Origin of the sequence: Rodentibacter heidelbergensis (assembly GCF_002000125.1) — a bacterium.
Classification (GTDB): Bacteria; Pseudomonadota; Gammaproteobacteria; order Enterobacterales; family Pasteurellaceae; genus Rodentibacter; species Rodentibacter heidelbergensis.
Window position 1 is genome coordinate 45,048 of record NZ_MLHH01000008.1, and the last position, 22,181, is coordinate 67,228.

Below are 22,181 nucleotides of genomic sequence, written 5' to 3' on the forward strand. Positions count from 1 at the left end.
CTATGGCACTTTTTGCAAGAGATAAAAACGGACATCTCATCAAAGAAATTAATGGCATTAAACTTCCTTTCCCATTAACAGAATTTATGAAAGTTCGCAAATGGGGATATCTTGTTTCCGTATTGCTGATGGCGGTTTCCCTGTTTTTTATTGTGACAAAGGGATTTAACTGGGGGTTAGATTTTACCGGTGGAGTGGTCTTTGATACTCATTTTTCACAACCTGCCAACCTTGAACAAATCCGTGGTAAGTTAAAAGAACATGGAATTGAAAGCCCAATTGTGCAAACCACGGGTTCGGTTCAAGATGTGATGATCCGCTTGCCAGCCACGGATAATGATGCCGGCATTGGTGATCGTGTCAAAGCCATGTTGGTTGAGTTGGATTCGGCAATTCAAATTAAAAGTATTGAATTTGTCGGCCCAAATGTGGGTGAAGAATTGGCGCAAGGTGCGGTGTATGCCACACTTGCCACTCTTGCGATGATGTTAATTTATATCGGTTCCCGTTTTGAGTGGCGTTTAGGTTTGGGCGGAATTGCTTCCCTTGCCCACGATGTGGTGATTACTCTCGGGGTGTTTTCCGCATTGCAGGTAGAAATGGATCTCACTTTCGTTGCGGCGATTCTTTCAGTGGTGGGGTATTCCATTAACGATAGTATTGTGGTGTTCGACCGTGTGCGTGAAAATTTCCGCAAAATTAGACGATTAGATACCCTTGATATTATAGATATCTCGCTTACACAAACCTTATCCAGAACCATCATGACTTCTGCAACAACATTGATTGTTGTGGTTGCCCTCTTTTTCTTCGGGGGGCCCTCTATTCATAACTTCTCCCTTGCTTTGCTGGTTGGGATTGGTTTTGGTACTTATTCCTCTATCTTTGTGGCGATTGCCGTTGCTTATGATGTGGGGCTTAGACGTGAACATATGATCCCACCGAAAGTGGATAAAGAAGTGGATGAACTCCCTTAACGCATTAAAAGTGCGGTTGAAAATCAGCGAGTTTTAAAACAACGTCTAAATAAATTAAGGGCAAATCTCGGTAGATATCGTGGATTTGTCCTTTTTGTTTTTTTACCTTATTTCTTGGTTTAATTGCTATAAATTCACACTAAAACCAAGTAGAATAGCCCGATTTTTTTATATTGTTTTTATATTTTAGTTAGGAGTGACTATGGCAGCGGAAAGTGCAGGTGATTTAGTTCGGGTCGTGGCATTGCTAGGTGCCGCAGTAGTGGCCGTGCCCTTATTTAAACGCATAGGGTTAGGATCGGTCTTAGGCTACCTTGCCGCAGGGTTGGCGATCGGCCCTTATGGTTTACAAATAATTGGTGATCCTCATGCGATTATTCATCTTGCCGAATTTGGTGTGGTGATGTTCTTATTTGTGATTGGGCTTGAAATGAAACCTTCACATCTTTGGGGATTACGGCGTCAGATTTTTGGGCTGGGCAGTATGCAGGTGATCATTTCTGCTATTTTAATGACTATCGTCGGCACACAGTTTGGCGTTTCTTGGGAAGTGGCGTTTGTTTCTTCTTCCGGTTTTGTATTGACTTCGACAGCCATTGTGATGCAAGTATTAGGCGAACGCAAAGAACTTTCTACAAAGCGTGGCCAAAAAATTGTTTCAATTCTCCTTTTTGAAGATTTATTGATCGTACCATTGCTTGCGGTAGTGACCTTTCTTTCCCCTTTCGAAAAAACAGAAGCCTCGATGCCTTGGTGGCAATCTGCCGGCATTGCTATGCTTGCTTTAGCCGCATTGGTTTTTATTGGTCGTTTCATTTTAAATCCGGTTTTCCGTATTCTAGCCAATGCCAAAGCCCGTGAAGTGATGACGGCTGCCGCACTTTTTGTTGTATTAGGCGCTGCATTACTAATGGAAGAAGCCGGATTGTCCATGGCAATGGGGGCTTTTGTGGCAGGGGTGATGCTTTCCGAATCTGCATTCCGCCATCAACTAGAAGCGGATATTGAGCCTTTCCGTGGCTTATTGCTCGGCCTTTTCTTCCTTGGCGTAGGGATGGCGCTAGATTTAAAAGTGGTGGCAGAAAACTGGCAATTAATTCTGTTAGGCGTGATTGTGTTAATGCTCACCAAAGGAACCTGTATTTATGTTGTCGCACGTTTAGCAAAAAGCACCCATAAAACCGCATTAGAACGTACGCTTTTAATGGCGCAAGGGGGCGAATTTGCCTTTGTGCTTTTCGCTGCAGCTTTATCAAAAGGGGTGATTGATGAAACCGTCAATGCCAATATGACCGCCATTGTGGTGCTTTCTATGGTATTGACTCCACTTATTCTTGTCATTTATGAAAAATATGGTGCGAAAGAAGTGGCAGAGGAAATCGAACCTGATGAAATTGATGAACAGCATCCTATCCTCATTATTGGTATGGGACGCTTCGGACAAATTGTGAACGATTTGCTTCGTTTAAGCGGTTATGCCACAACGGTGGTGGATCTCAATCCAAATATGATCAAAGGTTTCAATGAATACGGCATTAAATCTTATTTTGGTGATGCTTCACGCCGTGAGTTTTTAATTGCCGCAGGATTAGAGCAGGCAGAAATGCTGGTGGTAGCTATTGACAATAAAGCGCAAGCTTCCGATATTGTGCATTTTGCCCGTGAAGTGAACCCAAATATTAAAATTATTGCCCGTGCTTATGACCGTTTCCATACCTTTGATTTATATGATGCAGGGGTTAATGAAGCGGTGCGTGAAACTTTCGATTCCGCTGTTCGTACCGGTCGGGTGGCACTGGAAAATCTCGGTATGGAACCGGAGGTAGCAAAAGAAATTGCGGAATATTATTTCCATGCTGATCGTCATGAGGTGAAATTAATGTCGCAAGTGTACGATCCTCAAGCGCAATTCTTTAAAAATCCGGCATTACGGGATATTGCTCGAGAATGCGATCAAAAAATGGCCGCAGAAATTCAAGAAATCCTTGTTAGAGCGAAAGAAAAAGAACAAGAAGAAAACTAAAAAATCCGACAAAAACGACCGCACTTTTAAATACCAAAGTGCGGTCGTTTTCTTTCATTTTTTCGTCATATAATGCTCTTATTTTAGGCGCATTTGTAGGGATGCAGTGCGTGTGCCCCTACCTTTCTTTACATACCGAGTTTTACTAAACGCTCAATTTTGTTTTTAATGTCTGCAAGGCACGGGCTCGGTGAGAGATTTTTTTCTTTTCGCTGGTTTCCAGTTCTGCAAAGGTACAGCCTTGTTCCGGGCTGAAGAATAGACTGTCGTAACCAAAGCCATTTTCCCCTTTTTCCTCAAAACCAATCATACCTTGACATTCGCCTTCTGCAATAATTGGAGAGGGATCGGTAGGGTGTTGTAATAACACAATGCAACTGACAAATTTTGCTTGGCGTTTTTCTTTGGGGATAGAGGCGAGTTCTGCCAACAATTTTTGGCGATTTTTGGCATCATTGCCTTCTTCGCCGGCATAACGGGCGGAATATAAACCCGGGGCGCCATTTAGCGCATTGACAACTAAACCGGAATCGTCCGCAATGGCCGGCAAACCGGATTTTTCTGCCGCATAACGAGCCTTTAATAAAGCATTTTCTACAAAGGTCAGCCCGGTTTCTTCCGGGCTTTCAATGCCTAAATCTGTTTGAGCGATAACTTCGAATCCGAATGTCGCTAACACATCCGCCATTTCTTTTACTTTGCCTTGGTTGCCGGTGGCAAGTACAATTTTTTGCATTATGGTTTATCCTTTTGGTTGAAATATTGATGATAACCGAACATAAGCTCTGTCCAGTTTTGTTCTGTAAATTGGATTTTCATTCTTTCGGTTTCTTTCATAAAAGAGCGGTGTAAACGGTTTAAGTTTTCCGCTTTCCAAAAATCGCCCGATTTTTCACCGCACTTATCAAAATCCAGCAGCCAACATTTTTGCGCTTGTTCCGTATTTTGAACAAGAATGTTGTGTGCATTGAGATCCGTATGGCAGATTTGTAGATCGTGTAGCTGGCGAATTAACCCACCGATTTGTTGCCAAGTTTCATCAGAAAGAGATTGGCTTTGTAGCAGTGCGGTTAAATCCTGCGCATTTTCAATTTTTTCGGTGAGGATATCGGCTTGATAGCAAACGCCAATCTTGCCTTTTTGTATGCGTGCACCAATGGGCTTAGGAACGGGTAAGCCTGCTTCATACAAGCGTTGTAATAAGGAAAATTCGGCGAAGCTGCGTGTTTGGGAAAGAGTTGAAAAAATGTAACGATCTTTATTAAATTTTCCCCATAATCCGCCACGATAATAATGACGCAGTGCACAATTTACGCCAAACCAATCCTGTGTTGCCAAAAAATAAGTGGTTCCTCGCCCTTTTGCCAAACCAAGGATACGCTGTTGTGCTTGCCAAAATGAGGGATCAAAGAAGTGATGTTGTTGCTCAAAAGTGCGGTCAAAATTAAAGATAAAAAATTGGTTATCTTGTTGGAACTCAAGCATTTTAGATGGATTGAATGATAGAAAATGCCCTCATTCTACTTTAAAATAACGGCAATTTAAACGAGAAAGGAACCGCTATGCCGCTTTTTACTGAAGCGCCAACCTCACTTTGTATTCTTCGTCTTTCAGCCGTAGGAGATGTGTGCCATGCCCTTGCCGTGGTGCAACATATTCAGGCGTACTATCCACAGACCAAAATCACTTGGATTGTGGGAAAAACAGAAGCTACCTTGTTAGAAGGAATACCGAATGTGAAGTTGCTTCCTTATGATAAAAAAACGGGTTGGAAGGGCATTTTTTCCTTATGGAAACAGCTTAAACATACTCATTTTGATGCCCTTTTGAATATGCAAACCGCATTTCGTGCTTCTATGCTTTCTTTAGGAATTAAAGCCAAATATAAAATTGGGTTTGGGCAAAAACGTTCTCGTGAGGGGCAATGGCTTTTTGTCAATCGGCGAGTGAAGGATCCCCAATCACCTCATGTGTTAGATGGTTTTATGGCATTTGCTGAATATATTGGTGTGCCGCAATCCGTCTCCTCTTGGCATTTGGCAATTTCACAGCAAGATCAACAGTTTGCAGAGCAATTTATTGATCTGACCCGTAAGAATTTATTAATTTCCCCTTGTTCCAGTAAAGCAGAAAAAGATTGGTTAGTTGAACGTTATGCGGAAGTCGCCAATATCGCTAATCAACATAATGTGAATGTGATTTTTTGTAGTTCTCCAGCGAAAAGAGAGTTGGAAATGGTGGAAAAAATAACCGCACTTTGCGATTTTACGCCAGCCAATGCCGCAGGAAAAACGAACTTAAAACAACTGGCGGCATTGATTGCGAAAGTGGATCTTGTCCTCTCACCGGATTCCGGCCCCGCTCATATTGCCACCACACAAGGCACACCGGTGATAGGGTTGTATGCCTATCACAACCCATTGCGTACCGCCCCCTATAATAATAGAGAAAATGTGGTATCAGTCTATGAAGAAAATGTGCAAAAAGAATTTGGCAAACCTTCTTCTGAATTGCCTTGGGCAACAAAATTGAAAGGGAAGAATTTGATGGCGGAAATTCAAGTGGAAGAGGTGATTACACAGATGGAAAAATTGCATTTGTGGTAATTAAAACTGGCGTTTAATGAACGCCAGTGGAGGAAAAGGGGGAAAGTTTATTCCCCTTTTTGTACATTGAAAGCTTCTAATGCGCGTAAAGAGTAGGTATAAGCCGCACCGGCATTGAGCGCAATAGACATGGCTAATGCAGCAGACACCTCTTCTTCCGTTGCACCGGCTTTTACCGCTTCTTCGGCATGAACGCTAATACAGCTTTCGCAGCGGGTTGTCACCGCCACAGCCAATGCAATGAGTTCACGGGTTTTGGCATCCAGTACATTTCCTTCAGCCGCTGCCGCACCTAATGCTTGATAGGCTTGCAACATTTTCGGGTGTTTTTTGCCAAGCTCGCCAAATGATTTTTTAACGTGTGAAGTCTGTTCTTTCCAATCGGTAAACATGATATTTTCTCCTAGAATATAAGGGGATGATGAATTGGGGAAAACCATTGTCTAATAATAGGCAGGCTGATATTTCCCATGGTTATAGCCAACGTATAATGGACGATTTAATGCAATTGTGCAATGTAAATTGCGTTTTTTTTACGCTATAATGTAACGGTTTTGAAGGCAACCTATGTTGCCTTTTGTTTTTAAGGAAATCTTATGTTCGATAAAATTTTTTCATGGTTTGAAAACCGTTTGAATCCTTATCCGGAAAGCAATCCGACAACACCGGAAAAAGGTTTGTTCCGTTTTATTTGGTCGAGTATTGACGGGATGAAAGGCTGGATTTTTCTGCTGGCGATTTTAACGGTTGGTACCGGTATTATGGAAGCATTGCTCTTCCAATTTATGGGCTTGTTGGTCGATTGGCTTGGCGCTTATAGCCCGGCGACCTTATGGCAAGAAAAAGGGCATTTGCTGATCGGAATGGCGGCACTCCTGTTACTCAGCATTGTGTGGTCTTTTATTGGCGTGAATGTTCGACTGCAAACCTTGCAAGGGGTTTTCCCAATGCGATTGCGTTGGAATTTCCACCGTTTAATGCTTGGGCAAAGTTTGAGTTTCTATCAAGATGAGTTTGCCGGCCGTGTTTCTGCCAAAGTGATGCAAACCGCCCTGGCTGTGCGGGATACGGTGATGACCATTGCCGATATGTTGGTTTATGTGGCGGTATATTTTATTACCTCAGGGTTGGTTTTAGCAGCGTTAGATATTTGGTTCTTATTGCCTTTTGCGATTTGGATTGTTCTGTTTATCACGATCTTGAAATTGCTTATTCCCCGTTTGGCAAAAACCGCCGAGCGTCAAGCGGATGCCCGCTCTTTGATGACAGGGCGTGTCACCGATGCTTATTCCAATATTGCCACGGTAAAATTGTTCTCTCATGGCTCTCGTGAAGCGGCCTATGCGAAACGATCAATGGAAGAGTTTATGGTGACAGTGCATGCACAAATGCGTCTTGCCAGTTCTCTTGATACCTTAACTTATGCCAGCAACATTTTCTTAACCCTTAGCACGGCAATATTAGGGGTGATTTTATGGCAGAATGGGCAGGTAGGCGTAGGCGCTATTGCCACTGCTACCGCTATGGCATTGCGAGTGAATGGGCTATCCCGTTGGATTATGTGGGAATCGGCACGGCTATTTGAAAATATCGGTACAGTAAATGACGGCATGGCGACACTGACAAAACCACACACTATTGTGGATAAACCAAATTGTCCGCCACTGCAGGTTAAACAAGGGGAAATCAAATTTAATGATATTACCTTTGCTTATGATCCAACAAAACCGCTATTAAATCATTTTAATCTCACCATTAAACCGGGAGAAAAAGTGGGGTTAATTGGGCGTTCCGGTGCAGGTAAATCCACCATTGTGAACCTCTTACTGCGTTTTTATGAGGCTCAGCAAGGAACGATTACGATTGATGGACAAAATGTACTGGATGTGCAGCAAGAAAGTTTGCGTAGTCAGATTGGTTTGGTGACACAGGATACTTCGTTACTCCACCGTTCTGTGCGTGACAATATTATTTATGGTCGCCCAAATGCAACGGATGAAGAAATGAAATGGGCAGCAGAGCGTGCCGAAGCCGCGGATTTCATTCCATTTTTGACCGATGCTCAAGGCAGAACCGGCTATGACGCTCATGTGGGTGAACGAGGTGTTAAACTCTCCGGCGGTCAACGTCAGCGTATAGCCATTGCCCGAGTGATGTTGAAAGATGCACCGATTTTGTTGCTTGATGAGGCGACCAGTGCATTGGATTCAGAAGTAGAAGTGGCAATCCAAGAAAGCCTTGATAAGATGATGGAAAATAAAACGGTGATTGCCATTGCCCATCGTTTATCCACCATTGCTGCAATGGACCGTCTAATTGTGTTAGACAAAGGGCAAATTGTGGAGCAAGGCACACACAGTGAATTGCTTGAACAAAATGGCTTGTATGCCAAACTTTGGAAACACCAAAGTGGCGGCTTTTTAAGCAGCCATGAACATTTAGATTAAGGGCTAAAACAAAAAGAAAAACGACCGCACTTGGAGCAAAGTGCGGTCGTTTTTTATCGTGTTTTTTCTGGTTAGTTCAGCCAGAAGAAATAGCCGAATGTGGCAATCACAAAGACACAGATGATATTTAATACGAAACCGGCTCGTACCATCTCGCTTTGTTTAATCTGGCCGCTGCCAAATACAATCGCATTAGGTGGGGTTGCCACCGGTAGCATAAATGCACAAGAAGCCCCTAAACCGATAATTAATGCAAGACCAATTTCAGGTATACCGAGGGATTGGGCGATAGAAATAAAGATCGGGACAAGCAAGGCTGCACTAGCGGTATTGGAAGTAAATTCCGTTAAGAAAATAATAAATGTGGCGACCAATAAACCAATTAAATAGTAATGTTGTCCTTGAACGAGGAAAACAATACCGTCTGCGAGAATTTTACTGGCACCGGAATCTTTTAATACGGCACTTAGGGTTAAACCGCCACCAAAGAGCATTAATACGCCCCAATCGGTATTGTCTTGAATTTGTTTCCAACTCGCCACACCGGTTGCACAGATAATAATTGCAGCGAGTAAGGCGACAACACTGTCAAAACTGGCGATTTTTTTAGGCAAACCTAATAGCTCGGAAATGAGCGGATTAATTTTACCGCTAAATACCCAACATAAAGCGATAAAGATAAAAATCACGAGGGTTAAAACCCGCTGTGGGGTCATTTCCATTTTTTCAAAGGATTGTTCAAAATGGTGGTTCAGTTTCGGTTTGAACACAATGAAAAGTGTACCGATCATTAAAGGCAATGAAATCAACATAATTGGCAAACCATACCAAAGCCAATCTGAGAAAGTGAGATGTAAGTTACTGGCAACAATCGCATTTGGCGGGCTACCGACTAGGGTTCCCATACCGCCAATACTAGCACTATAAGCAATCCCTAATAAAACAAATACATAAGTATTATGTTCTTTTTCACGATCGAGATTGCTTAAAATCCCCATCGCAAGCGGTAACATCATGGCCGCTGTTGCCGTATTACTCATCCACATAGAAAGAAATGCGGTGATTAAAAAGAGATAAATGACCGCAACAAAAAGATTGCCCTTCGCTAAAGACATAATTTTATTGGCAATCATTCTATCCAATTTTTGGATATGTAATGCGGTGGCTAATGCAAACCCACCGAAGAATAAGAAAATAGTTGGATCGGAAAAGGTCGCCAATGCTTGTTTTGTGGTGACCAAACCCAATGCAATGGCAAGTAGGGGCACAAGCAGTGCGGTGATAGTGACATGCAAGGCTTCAGTTAACCAAAGCACCGCAATAAAGCCTAATAAAGCAAGCCCAGCATTTTCTTTTGGAGAAAAAGGCAAGCCTTTCAATAAAACAAAAAAGAGAACAATATCGGCAAGGAATATTATTCCGTTTTTGTGATTTTTGAGTGGAGATGTTGCGTTCATAAAGTCCTCTCTATTTTTACAGGCTAAGAAAAGCCCATGTTAACGTAATGTTATTAACTTGCAATGGGGAAAATTCAAAAGTGTGATCAAGTGCAAAAATTCTGATAAAAAAAGTGGGGTTAAAAGGAATTGCCGTGAAATTTTATTGACGATCTTCTTCTATCCCCGATACTGTATAACCCTTTCTATCCTATTGAGAAAACGAAAATGCAACTCGATACTGCCATCGCCCAAAAAATTGTGAAACGTGTGATGAAAATTATCCACCATTCGGTGAATGTCATGAATGATGAGGGGGTGATTATTGCCTCCGGTAATCCTGAGCGTTTATCGCAACGACACACCGGGGCGGTATTGGCGTTAAGAGAAAATCGGGTAGTGGAAGTGGATCAAGGGTTGGCCCAAAAATGGAATTTTGAAGCGCAACCGGGAATCAATTTACCCATTCATTATTTGGGAAAAGCAATGGGGGTGGTGGGTATTTCCGGTGATCCGACACAAGTGAAACAATATGCGGAATTGGTCAAAATGACCGCTGAATTAATTGTGGAACAGCACGCTTTATTAGAACAAGAAAGATGGCGGCATCGTTACAAAGAAGAATTTATTTTGCAATTATTACAGGGCAATTTGAATTGGAAAGACATTGAGCAACAAGCCCGTTTTTTTGCTTTTGATTTAACAAAACCCCGGGTGGTGATTTTGATTAAATTGCTCCAGCCTCATCCGGATACGTTACAGTATCTAATTCATTATTTAGAACAACCTGAATTTGCTCAAGAGGTGGCGATTTTATCCCTTGATCAAATTGTGGTGTTAAAAACGCTGTTGATTTCAACCGCACTTTCTCAGCAAATAAAAGCCTTGCTCCCCGCTGATTGTATTAAACAGGACTATAAAATTGCGGTGGGGGCGAGTTTGAATATTCCTTTATCCGAGCAACTTCCTCTTTCTTTTCAGAGCGCACAATCGACTTTAACTTATGGGCTGAAACATCATCCGAGAAAAAATCTTTATTGCTTTGAAGCGTATCGTTTACCGGTATTGTTGAGCGGTTTATCCGTTTCTTGGCAAGGAAAGGAACTGCTAAAACCGATGACCCCTTTATTTACTGAAGAAAATGCGATGCTTTATAAAACCCTGCAACAGTATTTTTTTGCAAATTGTGATCTTCATCTCGCTGCTGAAAAACTATTCATTCATCCCAATACCTTACGTTATCGCCTGACAAAAATTGAACAAATAACAGGCTTATCTTTCAATAAGATAGATGATAATTTAAGCCTTTATTTAGGGACCTTGTTGGAACATTGATTTGTTTAGATTTACAAAATTTGTCAAATTTATATGTGCTTTTTTGTTGATTCAAATAAAGCAATTTTTCGTTAAAAAAGAAATAATTTCTCCGAGCTTATTATTTTAGAGGAGAGAAATTATGACAATCGTATCGGCTTTCGGAGCATTGGTGGCGTTGGTCGTTGCCATTTTCCTGATATTGAAAAAAGTATCACCTGCTTATGGGATGTTAGTGGGGGCATTAGTCGGTGGTTTGGTAGGCGGTGTGGATTTATCTCAAACCGTGAGTTTAATGATTGGTGGTGCTCAAGGGATCACCACTGCAGTAATGCGTATTTTAGCCGCCGGTGTGCTAGCCGGTGTGTTAATTGAATCCGGTGCGGCAAACAGCATTGCAGAAAGTATTACCAATAAACTGGGCGAAACCCGTGCCTTATTAGCATTGGCATTAGCCACCATGATTTTAACAGCGGTCGGCGTGTTTGTGGATGTGGCGGTGATTACCGTTTCACCAATTGCTTTAGCATTGGCTCGCCGCACGGATTTATCCAAACCGGCCATTTTATTAGCAATGATTGGTGGGGGAAAAGCAGGGAATATTATGTCCCCAAACCCCAATGCCATTGCCGCATCGGATACTTTTCATTTGCCACTGACCTCGGTGATGATGGCGGGCGTTATTCCGGCAATCTTTGGTTTGGTTTTCACTTATTTCTTAGCCAAACGGTTGATTAATAAAGGTTCGAAAGTTACAGATAAAGAAGTGGTGAGCGTTGAAAGCCAGCACCTTCCTTCATTTTCCACAGCACTTGTCGCACCGTTGGTAGCGATTTTATTACTTGCCCTTCGTCCTTTGTTTGATATTAAAGTCGATCCACTCATTGCCTTACCGTTAGGCGGCTTAATTGGCGCGCTTTGTATGGGGAAATTACGCCAAGCGAACAGTTATGCAATCAGTGGTTTAGGCAAAATGGCGCCGGTTGCCATTATGTTATTAGGCACTGGGGCATTAGCCGGTATTATCGCCAATTCCGGTTTGAAAGACGTGTTGATTCAAGGATTGGAACATTCCGGTTTACCTTCTTACATTCTTGCGCCGATTTCAGGGGCGTTAATGTCACTTGCCACCGCTTCCACCACCGCAGGCACAGCGGTTGCCTCGAATGTCTTTAGCAGTACCCTATTGGAACTGGGCGTGAGCAGTCTTGCCGGTGCTGCGATGATTCACGCAGGGGCGACCGTGTTTGATCATATGCCTCACGGATCTTTCTTCCACGCCACCGGTGGTAGTGTGAATATGGAGATGAAAGAGCGTTTAAAACTCATTCCTTACGAAAGTGCGGTCGGTTTGATAATGACCATTGTTTCAACCTTAATTTTCGGTGTATTTAACTTATTCTAATCAAGGAGTTCAACATGAAAATTGTGATAGCACCCGATTCTTTTAAAGAAAGTTTAACCGCACTTGAAGTAGCAAGTGCCATTGAAAGTGGCTTTAAACGGGTTTTTCCTGATGCGGAATATGTGAAATTGCCTATGGCTGATGGGGGAGAAGGCACGGTGCAATCTTTAGTGGATGCCACGCAAGGCAAAATGATCGAAGCGGAAGTTACCGCCCCATTGGGGGAAAAAATCAAAAGTTTCTTTGGTTTATCCGGTGATGGTAAAACCGCCATTATTGAAATGGCTGCTGCTTCCGGCTTGCATTTAGTACCGCTGGAAAAACGTAACCCTCTTATCACTACAAGCTATGGTACCGGAGAGTTGATTAAACACGCCCTCGACCTTGGAGTGGAAAGATTTATTCTTGGTATTGGCGGCAGTGCCACGAATGACGGTGGCGTAGGGATGTTGCAAGCCTTAGGGATGCAATGTTTAGATTCGCAAGGTAAACCCATTGGTTTTGGTGGGGAGGCGCTTATTCATCTTGCTCAAATTGATACGAAAGCGTTAGATCCACGTCTGCAAAATGTACATATCGAGGTGGCTTGCGATGTGAATAATCCCCTTTGCGGTGAACGGGGCGCTTCTGCGATTTTTGGCCCACAAAAAGGCGCAACGCCTGAGATGGTGCAACAACTTGATCGTGCATTGGCGCATTTTGCATCGGTGGCGAAACGGGATTGCGGTAAGGATATTGCTCAACAAGCCGGGGCAGGCGCTGCCGGCGGAATGGGAGGCGGGTTATTACTCTTACCAAAAGTAGAACTAAAAGCAGGCGTACAAATTGTGTTAGAGACACTCAATCTCGCTCATTATGTTCAAGAGGCGAATTATGTCATCACCGGTGAGGGACGAATGGATGCACAAAGTATTATGGGGAAAACGCCTATTGGTGTGGCCCGCACGGCAAAACAATTTAATAAACCGGTGATTGCCATTGTGGGGTGCTTGCGTGAAGATTATGAGGTGGTCTTTGCCCATGGCATTGATGCTGTATTTCCGATTATTCGTCAATTAGACAGTTTGCCTGAGATCCTTAAACAAGGTGAACAGAATTTGATCTCTACGGCACAGAATGTGGCGAGAGTATTGGCGTTGAAATCTGTTTAAGCGTTGAAAGTGCGGCCAATTTTGACCGCACTTTTGTTGGGTATGCCACTATTAAAGTTTTAACCGTTTTAATCTTAGGGCATTGGTTAATACGGAGATTGAACTTAATGCCATGGCAGCACCGGCAATGATGGGGTTTAGGTAACCCAATGCTGCAAGGGGAATTCCCAGTACATTATAAATAGAGGCAAAAAATAGATTTTGCTTAATATTTTTTAATGTTGCTTGGGCGATAAGTAGACCCTCTGCAAGCTGATTAACAGACTGGCGCATTAATGTGGCAGAAGCGGTTTGTATCGCCACATCAGATCCTGATTTCATGGCAAAACTCACATTTGCGGTTGCCAGCGCGGCGGCATCATTAATTCCATCGCCCACCATGGCAACGATTTTTCCTTCTTTTTGTAAAGCTTGAATTTGAGTGGCTTTATCACGCGGGCTGAGTTTACCCCAGGCTTTTGTGATGCCTAATTGTTGCGCCAAATAATCCACCACAGATTGACGATCACCACTCATGATCATCACTTCAATATTGTGTTGTTTTAAGCGTTCAATAGCCAATTGACTTTCTTCTCTTAAGGTATCGGTGAGAGCAAAGGCACCGGCAATGTTACCATTGATGGAAACGGCAACAACGCTAGCAATCTGCCATACCGGGTCAAGTTGCATAGGCAGGCTAAAACCACAAAATTCAGGCGAGCCGACCCGAATAAACCCGATGTTTTCAATTTCAGCCGAAATACCGGCACCCACTTCTGTTTTCACTGAATATGCGGTAGGAATAGGCAGATCTTTTGCCAAGGTTTCACGCACAATGGCTTTAGCCAGAGGGTGAGTGGCATGCTGTTCTACGGCCGCGGTGATTTGATAGAGATCTTGCTCAGAAATGACCGCACTTTTCGGTTGCCATATCGCAGCAATGTTTAATTCACCAGTTGTTAGTGTCCCGGTTTTATCTAACACAACCGTATTGGCATAGGCAGCCTGTTCCATCGCGGCCGCATCTTTAAACCAAATACCGTGGTTTACCGCTTTGCCCATACCCGCCATTATCGCTGCAGGCGTGGCAAGTCCTAGTGCGCAAGGGCAAGCAATCACGAGAACGGCAACGGAATGAATAATCGCCGTTTTTATGTCTGTTGTTATCCACCAAGTGAGTATGAATGTGATAAGCGCAATCGCCAGTACGACTGGAACAAAAATGCCCGCCACTTTATCTGCAAAGCGGGCGATTGGGGCTTTTGTTCCCTGTGCATCGGAAAGGGCTTTCATCATATCACCAAGTAGGGTTTGCGCCCCAAGTTGATTGGCTCGGTAAATTAGGCTGCCTTCGGTCACCATCGCACCGGCAAGCACCGTGCTTCCTGCTCGTTTTATCTCAGGTAAAGCTTCACCGGTTAAATGGCTTTCATCACACCACCCCTCTCCGCTTTCCACTTCGCCATCTGCGGCGATCCGTTCCCCTTGATTGGCGCGTAATTTATCCCCTATTGTGATTTGATTAAGTGGAATGGTCTGCCAAGTGTCAGCACGGAAAACCTCCACTTGTTTTGGTGTCAGTTGTAACAAAAGCTCTAAGCTGTTGAGGCTATGCTTTTTAGTTCGTTCTTCCAAAAACTTCCCTAGACTGACAAAGCCTATCACCATCACGGCGGCTTCAAAGTAAATATGGTGTAAAGCTTCATGTCCTTGGGCGGTATGATAAAACAGCATATAAGTGGAATAGCCGTAAATGATGAGCGTACCACAGCTGACTAACACATCCATATTTGCCAAGCCGCCACGAATACTGCCGATTGCGCCACGATAAAAAGGAATCGCCAAACCAAACTGTACAAGCGTTGCCAGCACAAATTGCCACATTGGCGGTAGCATCAGGTTGTGATTGCCGATTAACATGCCTACCATCCCGATTAAAAACGGCACATTAATGAGCAATAATAACCAAAGTCGCCAATGGGATTTTTTTTCCTTTTCTTGAACAGGCACGACATCAGGTTTTAGCGTTCCTTTAAACCCTATTTTTTGAATAAGCGTGAGAATGTCTTGTTCGTTGGTTTGTGTAGGGTCGAAGGTGATTTGGGCTTCTTCAACAGCAAAATTGACATTGGCTTGCTGAATAAAGGCTTTTTTATTCAATACCTTTTCAATTCTATTTGCACAGGCCTGGCAAGTCATTCCCTCAATTTGAAGGGTGAGATTTTTACGCTGTTGCATCAAAACCGGCATCCTCAATGGCATCAATCAGTTGTGATATAGACACATTATTTTCATCAAATTGAATATCGGCATAACCTTCAAGCATAACTTTTACTTGCTCGACCCCTTCCAATTCTTCCAATACACGGGTAACACTTTTTACACAGCCACCACAATGCATTCCTGTTATGGTTAAGCGAATATTTTGCATGATTTTCTCCTGTTCTGGTTGAATGATTGCTATACTATAAACCTTAACTTAAGGTGAGGGTCAAGGGCTTTTATGAATATTAGTGAAGCCGCAAAACTAAGCGGATTGAGTGCAAAACAAATTCGGGATTATGAAAAGTGGGGCTTACTTAAACCGGCACAACGTAGTTTTTCCGGCTATCGTTACTATGAAGAAAAAGATATTGAGCGATTAAATTTTATTCGTCATTCTCGCGAGGTGGGGTTTTCTTTACAACAAATTAAGCAATTGATTGCGTTACAAGATAATCCTCATCGTAGTAGTCGTGAGGTGAAAGCATTAACGACACAACACATTAATACACTCAAGCAGCAGATTGAGCAATTAGAGCACATGGTGGAAGAATTACAACGTTGGCACGATAGTTGCCAAGGCAATGATTGTCCGGAATGTACCATTCTGGCAGGATTAAATAACGAAAAAAATTAATAATCCCAAGTTTTGGGAACAATGCCTAAACGGCGCATGATCGCTTTGGCATCTTCCGGGATTTCATCATGACGATCTTTCATTAAATCCTTATCTGTTGGAAGAGGTTGGCCGGTAAAAGCGTGGAGAAAGGCTTCACAAAGCAATTCACTGTTTGTGGCATGACGTAAATTTTTTAATTGGCGGCGGGTGCGTTCATTTGTCAATATTTCCAGTACTTTAATGGGGATAGATACGGTAATTTTTTTTACCTGCTCGCTTTTTTTCCCATGTTCCGCATAAGGGCTGATATATTTGCCATCCCAATCTGCCATAACGCACCTTTTTATAAATTCAAAACCAAACAAACGGCATTATTTTAAATAAAAAACCGATAAATAACAATCTAGACGGCTAAATGACCGCACTTTAGCCTTGTGCATCATCCCTGTTGTAAAGCGAGGCAAGGCTATTTATTTTTGACTTCCCGAGTGGCGGTTGAGGCAAAGGTAATTTTATCGGGACGATAGCTAATGCTGCCATATTGAAATGGGCGACCATCAGCCAAATAGGTGGTACTGATGACACTTACCACCATATTATATTGCCCAAGATCCATTGCATTTTCCTCTTCTTCATTGGCATAACGGAACACAATTTCCCGCTCGGAATAACTGATTTCTAAGCCTAATTCGCTTTCTAAATAGCGGTAAATGGATTGTTCGGCAATATCCCGATTAATAAAAGGTACAATACGGCGATCAAAATAAGACACTTCATATTCTACCCGTTCCCCATCAATTTCCCGGGTACGGCCAATACGGTAAAAGTCAATTTGCTCATTGACGTTAAAGATACGCATTAATTCCGCTTCACCTTGCACAATATACAAGTCCGTTAACGTTGTTTTGACTTGATGAGAGGTGGTGGGGTTTAATTCGCCAACGGTTTTAATTTCAGACAACATCTGGGGTTTGGGGACATCATGTGCCAAAACAACAGAGTTTCGCCCCTGTTGTTTTTGAATGTAACCGTCTATTTCAAGCAGTGAAAGGGCTTTTCGAATCGTATCTTTTGAAAAACCGTAATATTGCATTAACTCACCTTCACTCGGTAATTCTTGATTTGCCATGAAAACTGCACGATCAATTTTGGCTTTTATATCACGATAAACTTTTTTGTATTTACTCATCTTAGACTATCCGTTTATTGTCATTCCTTTCCTTATGGAGGGGATAGCATAGCATAAAAAATTGGGTTATACGGAATAGTTTTGATTTATTTCAAATTTTTACGTTAAAGATTGAACTTTTACGGAAAAGTTATTGCGTAAAGTTGGATTTAGGTTAGAATGAGCGCCAATGTTTATGCTTTGGGGAAATATTATGCAGACTCGTTCAAGTGGTGTATTAATGCACATTACCTCACTTCCAAATTCATTGGGTATTGGTACTTTTGGCCAATCTGCTTATGAGTTTGTGGATTTTCTGGTTGAAACAAAACAAACCTATTGGCAAATCCTTCCATTAACCACCACAAGCTATGGTGATTCACCTTACCAATCCTTTTCTGCGGTGGCAGGCAATACCCATTTAATTGACTTTGATTTATTAGCCAAAATGGGGCTTTTGCAAGCAACAGATTATCAAACCGTCAATTTTGGTGAGGATCCGACCCAAGTGGATTATGAGCGGATTTTTTATGCCAGACGGCCGATTTTAGAAAGGGCGGTAAAAAACTTTGTGGCGAATGAAAAATTTTGCACGGCATTTGAAAACTTTGAAAAAAATAACCGCACTTGGTTAGCCGATTATGCAGAATTTATGGCGTTCAAAGAGCATTTTGGCAATCAGGCCTTACAACAATGGGAAGATAAACAGGTCATCGCCCGTGTGCCGGAAGTGTTAGAAAAATACCGCACTCTGTTGGCAGAGCAAATTCAGTATTTCAAAGTCACCCAATACTTTTTCTTTCAACAGTGGTTGGCATTGAAAGATTATGCCAATCAAAAGGGCATTAAAATCATTGGTGATATGCCGATTTATGTTTCTGCAGACAGTGTAGAAGTGTGGACAAAACCGGAGCTGTTCCAATTGGATGCCGAACGTAACCCACTTTTTGTCGCCGGTGTTCCAGCCGATCAATTCAGTGCAACCGGTCAGCTTTGGGGTAATCCGCTTTATGATTGGGAAGCGCATAAAAAAGAAGGCTATGCCTGGTGGATTTATCGTATCGAAGAAAGTTTTAAAATTTATGATGTATTGCGGATAGACCATTTCAAAGGGTTTTCCGACTATTGGCAAGTGGATGGCGATGCGGAAATTGCCAAGTATGGCAGTTGGCAACCGGGGCCGGGTTATGCCCTATTTGAAGCCGTGAAACAGCAATTAGGGGATTTGCCTATCATCGCAGAAGATCTTGGTAACATTGATGATAAAGCAAAAAAATTGTTGGCAGATTGCGGTTATCCCGGTATGAAAATTTTACAATTTGGTTTTGAAGATACCACAGGGGCAAGTTTTGATAGCCCCCATTATTGTATCCCTCATTGTATTGCCTACACGGGAACCCACGATAATGATGTGCTAAACGGTTGGTACGACAAATTAACGGTTACGCAACAGCAATATGTCAATGATTATACCCATCGCCATGCGGGGGAATCGCTTTGTCAGGCCGTTATTCGCCAGCTCTTTGCCACCGTGAGTAATACGGCTATTGCTACCATGCAAGATATTTTAGATTTACCGGCTCACTCAAGAATGAACATTCCTTCTACCGTGGGCGGAAATTGGCAGTGGCGAATGAGAGAAAGCGATCTCACGCAAGATAAAAAAGATTTCTTAAGCAAAATAACCGCACTTTACCAAAGAGAGAATAAGGAAAAAAACAATGATTAAATTCAGTACTTTTGTGCAAATTGCAACGAATAAAACACTTGAGCAATTAAATGATCAAGATATTTATGTACAGTTATTAAACTATGTAAAAAGTATTTCGGCAGATAAACCCAAAAATACCGGAAAACGGAAAGTCTATTATATTTCCGCTGAATTTTTGATTGGTAAATTATTATCAAACAATCTGATTAATCTTGGTGTTTATCAAGACATTAAAGACGAGCTGGCACAGGCCGGAAAATCTTTAAGCCATATTGAAGATATTGAGCCGGAACCCTCTTTAGGCAATGGCGGTTTAGGGCGTTTGGCTTCTTGTTTTATCGATTCCATGGCAACCCTTGGATTAAATGCAGAAGGGGTGGGATTGAACTATCACTGTGGTTTATTTAAGCAAGTGTTTAAACGCAATGAACAAAATGCCGAACCGAATTATTGGATCGAAAATGATTCTTGGTTAGTGCCAACGGATGTTCGTTATGAAGTGCCATTTAAAGCCTTTACATTAACTTCAAAATTAGATCGTATTGATATTTTAGGCTATAAAAAATCAACCAAAAATTCATTGAATTTATTTGATATCCAATCGGTCAATTATCACTTAATTCAAAATGGGATTGAATTCGATAAAACTAATATTAAAGAAAATTTAACCCTCTTCCTTTACCCTGACGATTCCGATAAAAACGGTGAACTTTTACGCATTTACCAACAATATTTTATGGTTTCTAATGCGGCACAATTATTGATTGATGAAGCTATTGAACGTGGTAGTAATTTACAGGATTTAGCCGATTATGCTTATGTTCAAATTAATGATACTCACCCTTCTTTGGTGATCCCTGAATTAATTCGTTTACTGACCGAAAAACATCAGATTGGCTTTGCTCAAGCTGTGGATATTGTTCGTAATATGGTGGGATATACCAACCATACCATTTTGGCAGAAGCGTTAGAGAAATGGCCATTGGCTTATTTAGAAGAAGTGGTGCCTCATCTTGTGGTGATTATCAAAAAATTAGATGAATTAGTCCGTGCGGAATATACCGATCCTGCGGTGCAAATTATTGATGAACATCAGCGTGTTCATATGGCACATATGGATATCCATTTCTCAAATTCGGTCAATGGTGTTGCGGCACTTCATACCGATATTTTGAAAAATGCGGAGCTTAAAGCATTTTATGCCCTTTATCCGGAGAAATTTAATAATAAAACCAATGGGATCACGTTCCGCCGTTGGTTAGAGTTTTCCAACCAAGAATTGGCAGCCTATCTCAAACAACTTATTGGAGAGGGTTACCTGCAAGATGCTACACAATTAGAAAAATTACTTGCCTTTGCAGATGACAAACAAGTTCATCAAAAACTCGCTGAAATTAAATTTAACAATAAGTTAGCGTTAAAAACCTATCTTAAAGAAAATAAAGGCATTGAGTTAGACGAAAATTCCATTATTGATACACAAATTAAACGTTTCCATGAATATAAACGTCAACAAATGAATGCGCTTTATGTGATTCATAAATATCTTGAAATCAAAGCAGGTAAATTACCTCAACGTAAAATTACGGTGATTTTTGGTGGAAAAGCCGCCCCGGCTTATGTGATTGCCCAAGATATTATTCATTTAATTCTTTGTTTATCGGAACTGATTAATAACGATCCGCAAGTCAACAAATATTTAAATGTTTATTTAGTGGAAAATTATAATGTAAGTGTGGCAGAAAAACTCATTCCGGCAACTGATATTTCTGAACAAATCTCCCTCGCCTCAAAAGAAGCGTCCGGTACCGGAAATATGAAGTTTATGCTTAACGGTGCATTAACTCTGGGGACAATGGATGGGGCGAATGTTGAGATTGCGGCACTTGCAGGTGCGGAGAATATTTATACTTTCGGGAAAGACTCACAAAGCATCATTAAACTTTATGAAACCGCAGGCTATGTTTCAAAAGATTACTACGAGAATGATAAAGACATTAAACGGGCCGTGGATTTTATTGTTAATCCGGCATTAGTGAAATTGGGTAATCCGGTACGTTTAGAACGCCTCTATCATGAATTATTAAATAAAGACTGGTTTATGACCTTAATTGACTTCAATGCTTATGTGAAAGCGAAAGAGCAAATCCTAGCAGATTATGAAGATCAAGACAGTTGGAATAAAAAAGTCATTCAAAATATCGCCAAAGCGGGCTTCTTCTCATCAGATCGCACTATTGCACAATATAACGCAGATATTTGGCATTGTGAGGGCTAAGGGAGAGGGCAATGAAACTACTTACCCTAAATGTACATGCTTGGTTGGAAACCAACCAAGCAGAAAAAATCACACTTCTTGCGCAAACTATTGTGGAAAAGGGGTATGATCTTATTGCTTTGCAAGAGGTCAACCAGCTAATGGCCGCCCCCTCCATTGCCCAATCCTTAAAACAAGATAATTATGGCGTCATATTATTACGCCAAATTAATCGGCAAGTTGAGCAGAAATATTCTTTATATTGGAGTAATTCCCATATCGGTTATGACAAATACGATGAAGGGATTGCTTTTTTAACCCGTTTACCGGTTTATGAAGTCGATCCTTTTTATTGTAGTCAGCACCAACGTCTTGATTCTATCCTCTCTCGTAAAATCCTCGGTTTAACGGTGGAATATCAAAACCAACTTATTGATTGTTATTCCTGCCATATTAATTTACCTGATAGCGAAGAGGATCAACTCGACAACATTAGGAATATTATCAATCGTAGCCAAAGTGGAAATTTAAAAATCCTGATGGGCGATTTTAATACCGATGCGATCAGCAATCCGCAAGCCTATCAACAAATTAAATCCTTAGGTTTGATTGATAGCTATGAACTTGCCAAACAAAAAGATTCGGGCATTACCGTTGAAAAAGCCATTGATGGTTGGAGTAGTCATCGGGAAGCAAAGCGTTTAGATTATATTTTCTTAAATCAAGCCAAAAATGTGTTATCCAGTCAGGTGATTTTTAACGGTAAAAATAAACCGATAATTTCCGACCATTTTGGCTTGGAAGTCGATATCACACTATAAAAATA

General features: G+C 41.7%; 19 protein-coding genes. 11 read left to right on the plus strand and 8 right to left on the minus strand.

Annotated features, from left to right (window positions below):
• Nucleotides 1-2 precede the first annotated feature (2 nt).
• Together secF and BKK48_RS03640 are read left to right on the plus strand one after the other, a co-directional pair.
• Nucleotides 3-977 (plus strand): protein translocase subunit SecF, encoded by a 975-nt coding sequence (gene secF / locus BKK48_RS03635; RefSeq protein ID WP_077426814.1) that lies wholly within the window; start codon nt 3-5, stop codon nt 975-977.
• A 202-nt stretch (nt 978-1,179) separates the two neighbouring features.
• The gene (locus BKK48_RS03640) at nt 1,180-3,000 is read left to right on the plus strand and encodes a monovalent cation:proton antiporter-2 (CPA2) family protein (RefSeq protein ID WP_077426815.1); all 1,821 of its coding nucleotides are present in this window, start codon (nt 1,180-1,182) and stop codon (nt 2,998-3,000) included.
• Between the two features lie 145 nt (nt 3,001-3,145).
• Here BKK48_RS03640 and BKK48_RS03645 read toward each other — a convergent pair whose 3' ends face one another.
• Both BKK48_RS03645 and BKK48_RS03650 read right to left on the minus strand, forming a co-directional pair.
• Nucleotides 3,146-3,739, minus strand: a complete 594-nt coding sequence (locus BKK48_RS03645) for an XTP/dITP diphosphatase (protein ID WP_077426816.1) — start codon at nt 3,737-3,739, stop codon at nt 3,146-3,148.
• The gene (locus BKK48_RS03650) at nt 3,736-4,485 is read right to left on the minus strand and encodes a 3-deoxy-D-manno-octulosonic acid kinase (RefSeq protein ID WP_077426817.1); all 750 of its coding nucleotides are present in this window, start codon (nt 4,483-4,485) and stop codon (nt 3,736-3,738) included. Before BKK48_RS03650 ends, BKK48_RS03645 begins: the two co-directional genes overlap by 4 nt.
• A gap of 77 nt (nt 4,486-4,562) precedes the next feature.
• On the opposite strand from BKK48_RS03650, the gene BKK48_RS03655 reads away from it, so the two are divergent.
• Nucleotides 4,563-5,606: a glycosyltransferase family 9 protein gene (locus tag BKK48_RS03655; RefSeq protein ID WP_077426818.1), complete on the plus strand. Its 1,044-nt coding sequence runs from the start codon at nt 4,563-4,565 to the stop codon at nt 5,604-5,606.
• 47 nt (nt 5,607-5,653) lie between these two features.
• Here BKK48_RS03655 and BKK48_RS03660 read toward each other — a convergent pair whose 3' ends face one another.
• Nucleotides 5,654-5,998 carry a carboxymuconolactone decarboxylase family protein gene (locus tag BKK48_RS03660; protein WP_077426819.1) on the minus strand — a complete coding sequence of 115 codons (345 nt, stop codon included), beginning with the start codon at nt 5,996-5,998 and terminating at the stop codon, nt 5,654-5,656.
• 204 nt (nt 5,999-6,202) lie between these two features.
• On the opposite strand from BKK48_RS03660, the gene BKK48_RS03665 reads away from it, so the two are divergent.
• Nucleotides 6,203-8,053 carry an ABC transporter ATP-binding protein gene (locus BKK48_RS03665; RefSeq protein WP_077414636.1) on the plus strand — a complete coding sequence of 617 codons (1,851 nt, stop codon included), beginning with the start codon at nt 6,203-6,205 and terminating at the stop codon, nt 8,051-8,053.
• A gap of 71 nt (nt 8,054-8,124) precedes the next feature.
• Here the strand turns inward: BKK48_RS03665 and BKK48_RS03670 are convergent, their stop codons facing one another.
• Entirely contained in the window at nt 8,125-9,510 is a 1,386-nt protein-coding gene (locus BKK48_RS03670) for a DASS family sodium-coupled anion symporter (protein ID WP_077426820.1), read from the minus strand.
• Between the two features lie 207 nt (nt 9,511-9,717).
• On the opposite strand from BKK48_RS03670, the gene BKK48_RS03675 reads away from it, so the two are divergent.
• The 3 genes from BKK48_RS03675 to BKK48_RS03685 all read left to right on the plus strand — a co-directional run bounded on the left by BKK48_RS03675 (nt 9,718) and on the right by BKK48_RS03685 (nt 13,359).
• Nucleotides 9,718-10,824: a sugar diacid recognition domain-containing protein gene (locus BKK48_RS03675; protein WP_077426821.1), complete on the plus strand. Its 1,107-nt coding sequence runs from the start codon at nt 9,718-9,720 to the stop codon at nt 10,822-10,824.
• A gap of 121 nt (nt 10,825-10,945) precedes the next feature.
• Nucleotides 10,946-12,208 (plus strand): GntP family permease, encoded by a 1,263-nt coding sequence (locus BKK48_RS03680; protein ID WP_077426822.1) that lies wholly within the window; start codon nt 10,946-10,948, stop codon nt 12,206-12,208.
• 14 nt (nt 12,209-12,222) lie between these two features.
• Nucleotides 12,223-13,359 carry a glycerate kinase gene (locus tag BKK48_RS03685; RefSeq protein ID WP_077426823.1) on the plus strand — a complete coding sequence of 379 codons (1,137 nt, stop codon included), beginning with the start codon at nt 12,223-12,225 and terminating at the stop codon, nt 13,357-13,359.
• 51 nt (nt 13,360-13,410) lie between these two features.
• Here the strand turns inward: BKK48_RS03685 and BKK48_RS03690 are convergent, their stop codons facing one another.
• The gene (locus tag BKK48_RS03690; protein WP_143538776.1) at nt 13,411-15,576 is read right to left on the minus strand and encodes a heavy metal translocating P-type ATPase; all 2,166 of its coding nucleotides are present in this window, start codon (nt 15,574-15,576) and stop codon (nt 13,411-13,413) included.
• On the minus strand, nt 15,563-15,769 hold the full coding sequence (locus BKK48_RS03695) for a heavy-metal-associated domain-containing protein (protein ID WP_077426825.1): 207 nt from the start codon (nt 15,767-15,769) through the stop codon (nt 15,563-15,565). Before BKK48_RS03695 ends, BKK48_RS03690 begins: the two co-directional genes overlap by 14 nt.
• A 72-nt stretch (nt 15,770-15,841) precedes the next feature.
• On the opposite strand from BKK48_RS03695, the gene cueR reads away from it, so the two are divergent.
• Nucleotides 15,842-16,237 carry a Cu(I)-responsive transcriptional regulator gene (gene cueR, locus BKK48_RS03700; protein ID WP_077426826.1) on the plus strand — a complete coding sequence of 132 codons (396 nt, stop codon included), beginning with the start codon at nt 15,842-15,844 and terminating at the stop codon, nt 16,235-16,237.
• Here cueR and metJ read toward each other — a convergent pair.
• Both metJ and BKK48_RS03710 read right to left on the minus strand, forming a co-directional pair.
• Nucleotides 16,234-16,551 carry a met regulon transcriptional regulator MetJ gene (gene metJ, locus BKK48_RS03705; RefSeq protein ID WP_077426827.1) on the minus strand — a complete coding sequence of 106 codons (318 nt, stop codon included), beginning with the start codon at nt 16,549-16,551 and terminating at the stop codon, nt 16,234-16,236. The genes cueR and metJ overlap by 4 nt on opposite strands.
• Before the next feature lie 134 nt (nt 16,552-16,685).
• Nucleotides 16,686-17,408, minus strand: a complete 723-nt coding sequence (locus tag BKK48_RS03710; RefSeq protein ID WP_077426828.1) for a UTRA domain-containing protein — start codon at nt 17,406-17,408, stop codon at nt 16,686-16,688.
• A gap of 193 nt (nt 17,409-17,601) precedes the next feature.
• Between BKK48_RS03710 and malQ the strand changes: the two genes are divergently transcribed.
• Genes malQ through BKK48_RS03725 form a run of 3 tightly spaced genes read left to right on the plus strand, consistent with a single transcriptional unit; the run spans nt 17,602 to nt 22,176 of the window.
• Nucleotides 17,602-19,116, plus strand: a complete 1,515-nt coding sequence (malQ, locus tag BKK48_RS03715; RefSeq protein ID WP_077426889.1) for a 4-alpha-glucanotransferase — start codon at nt 17,602-17,604, stop codon at nt 19,114-19,116.
• Nucleotides 19,109-21,376, plus strand: a complete 2,268-nt coding sequence (glgP, locus tag BKK48_RS03720) for a glycogen/starch/alpha-glucan family phosphorylase (protein ID WP_077426829.1) — start codon at nt 19,109-19,111, stop codon at nt 21,374-21,376. The genes malQ and glgP overlap by 8 nt, the downstream gene beginning before the upstream one ends.
• A gap of 11 nt (nt 21,377-21,387) precedes the next feature.
• Entirely contained in the window at nt 21,388-22,176 is a 789-nt protein-coding gene (locus BKK48_RS03725) for an endonuclease/exonuclease/phosphatase family protein (RefSeq protein WP_077426830.1), read from the plus strand.
• Nucleotides 22,177-22,181 lie beyond the last annotated feature (5 nt).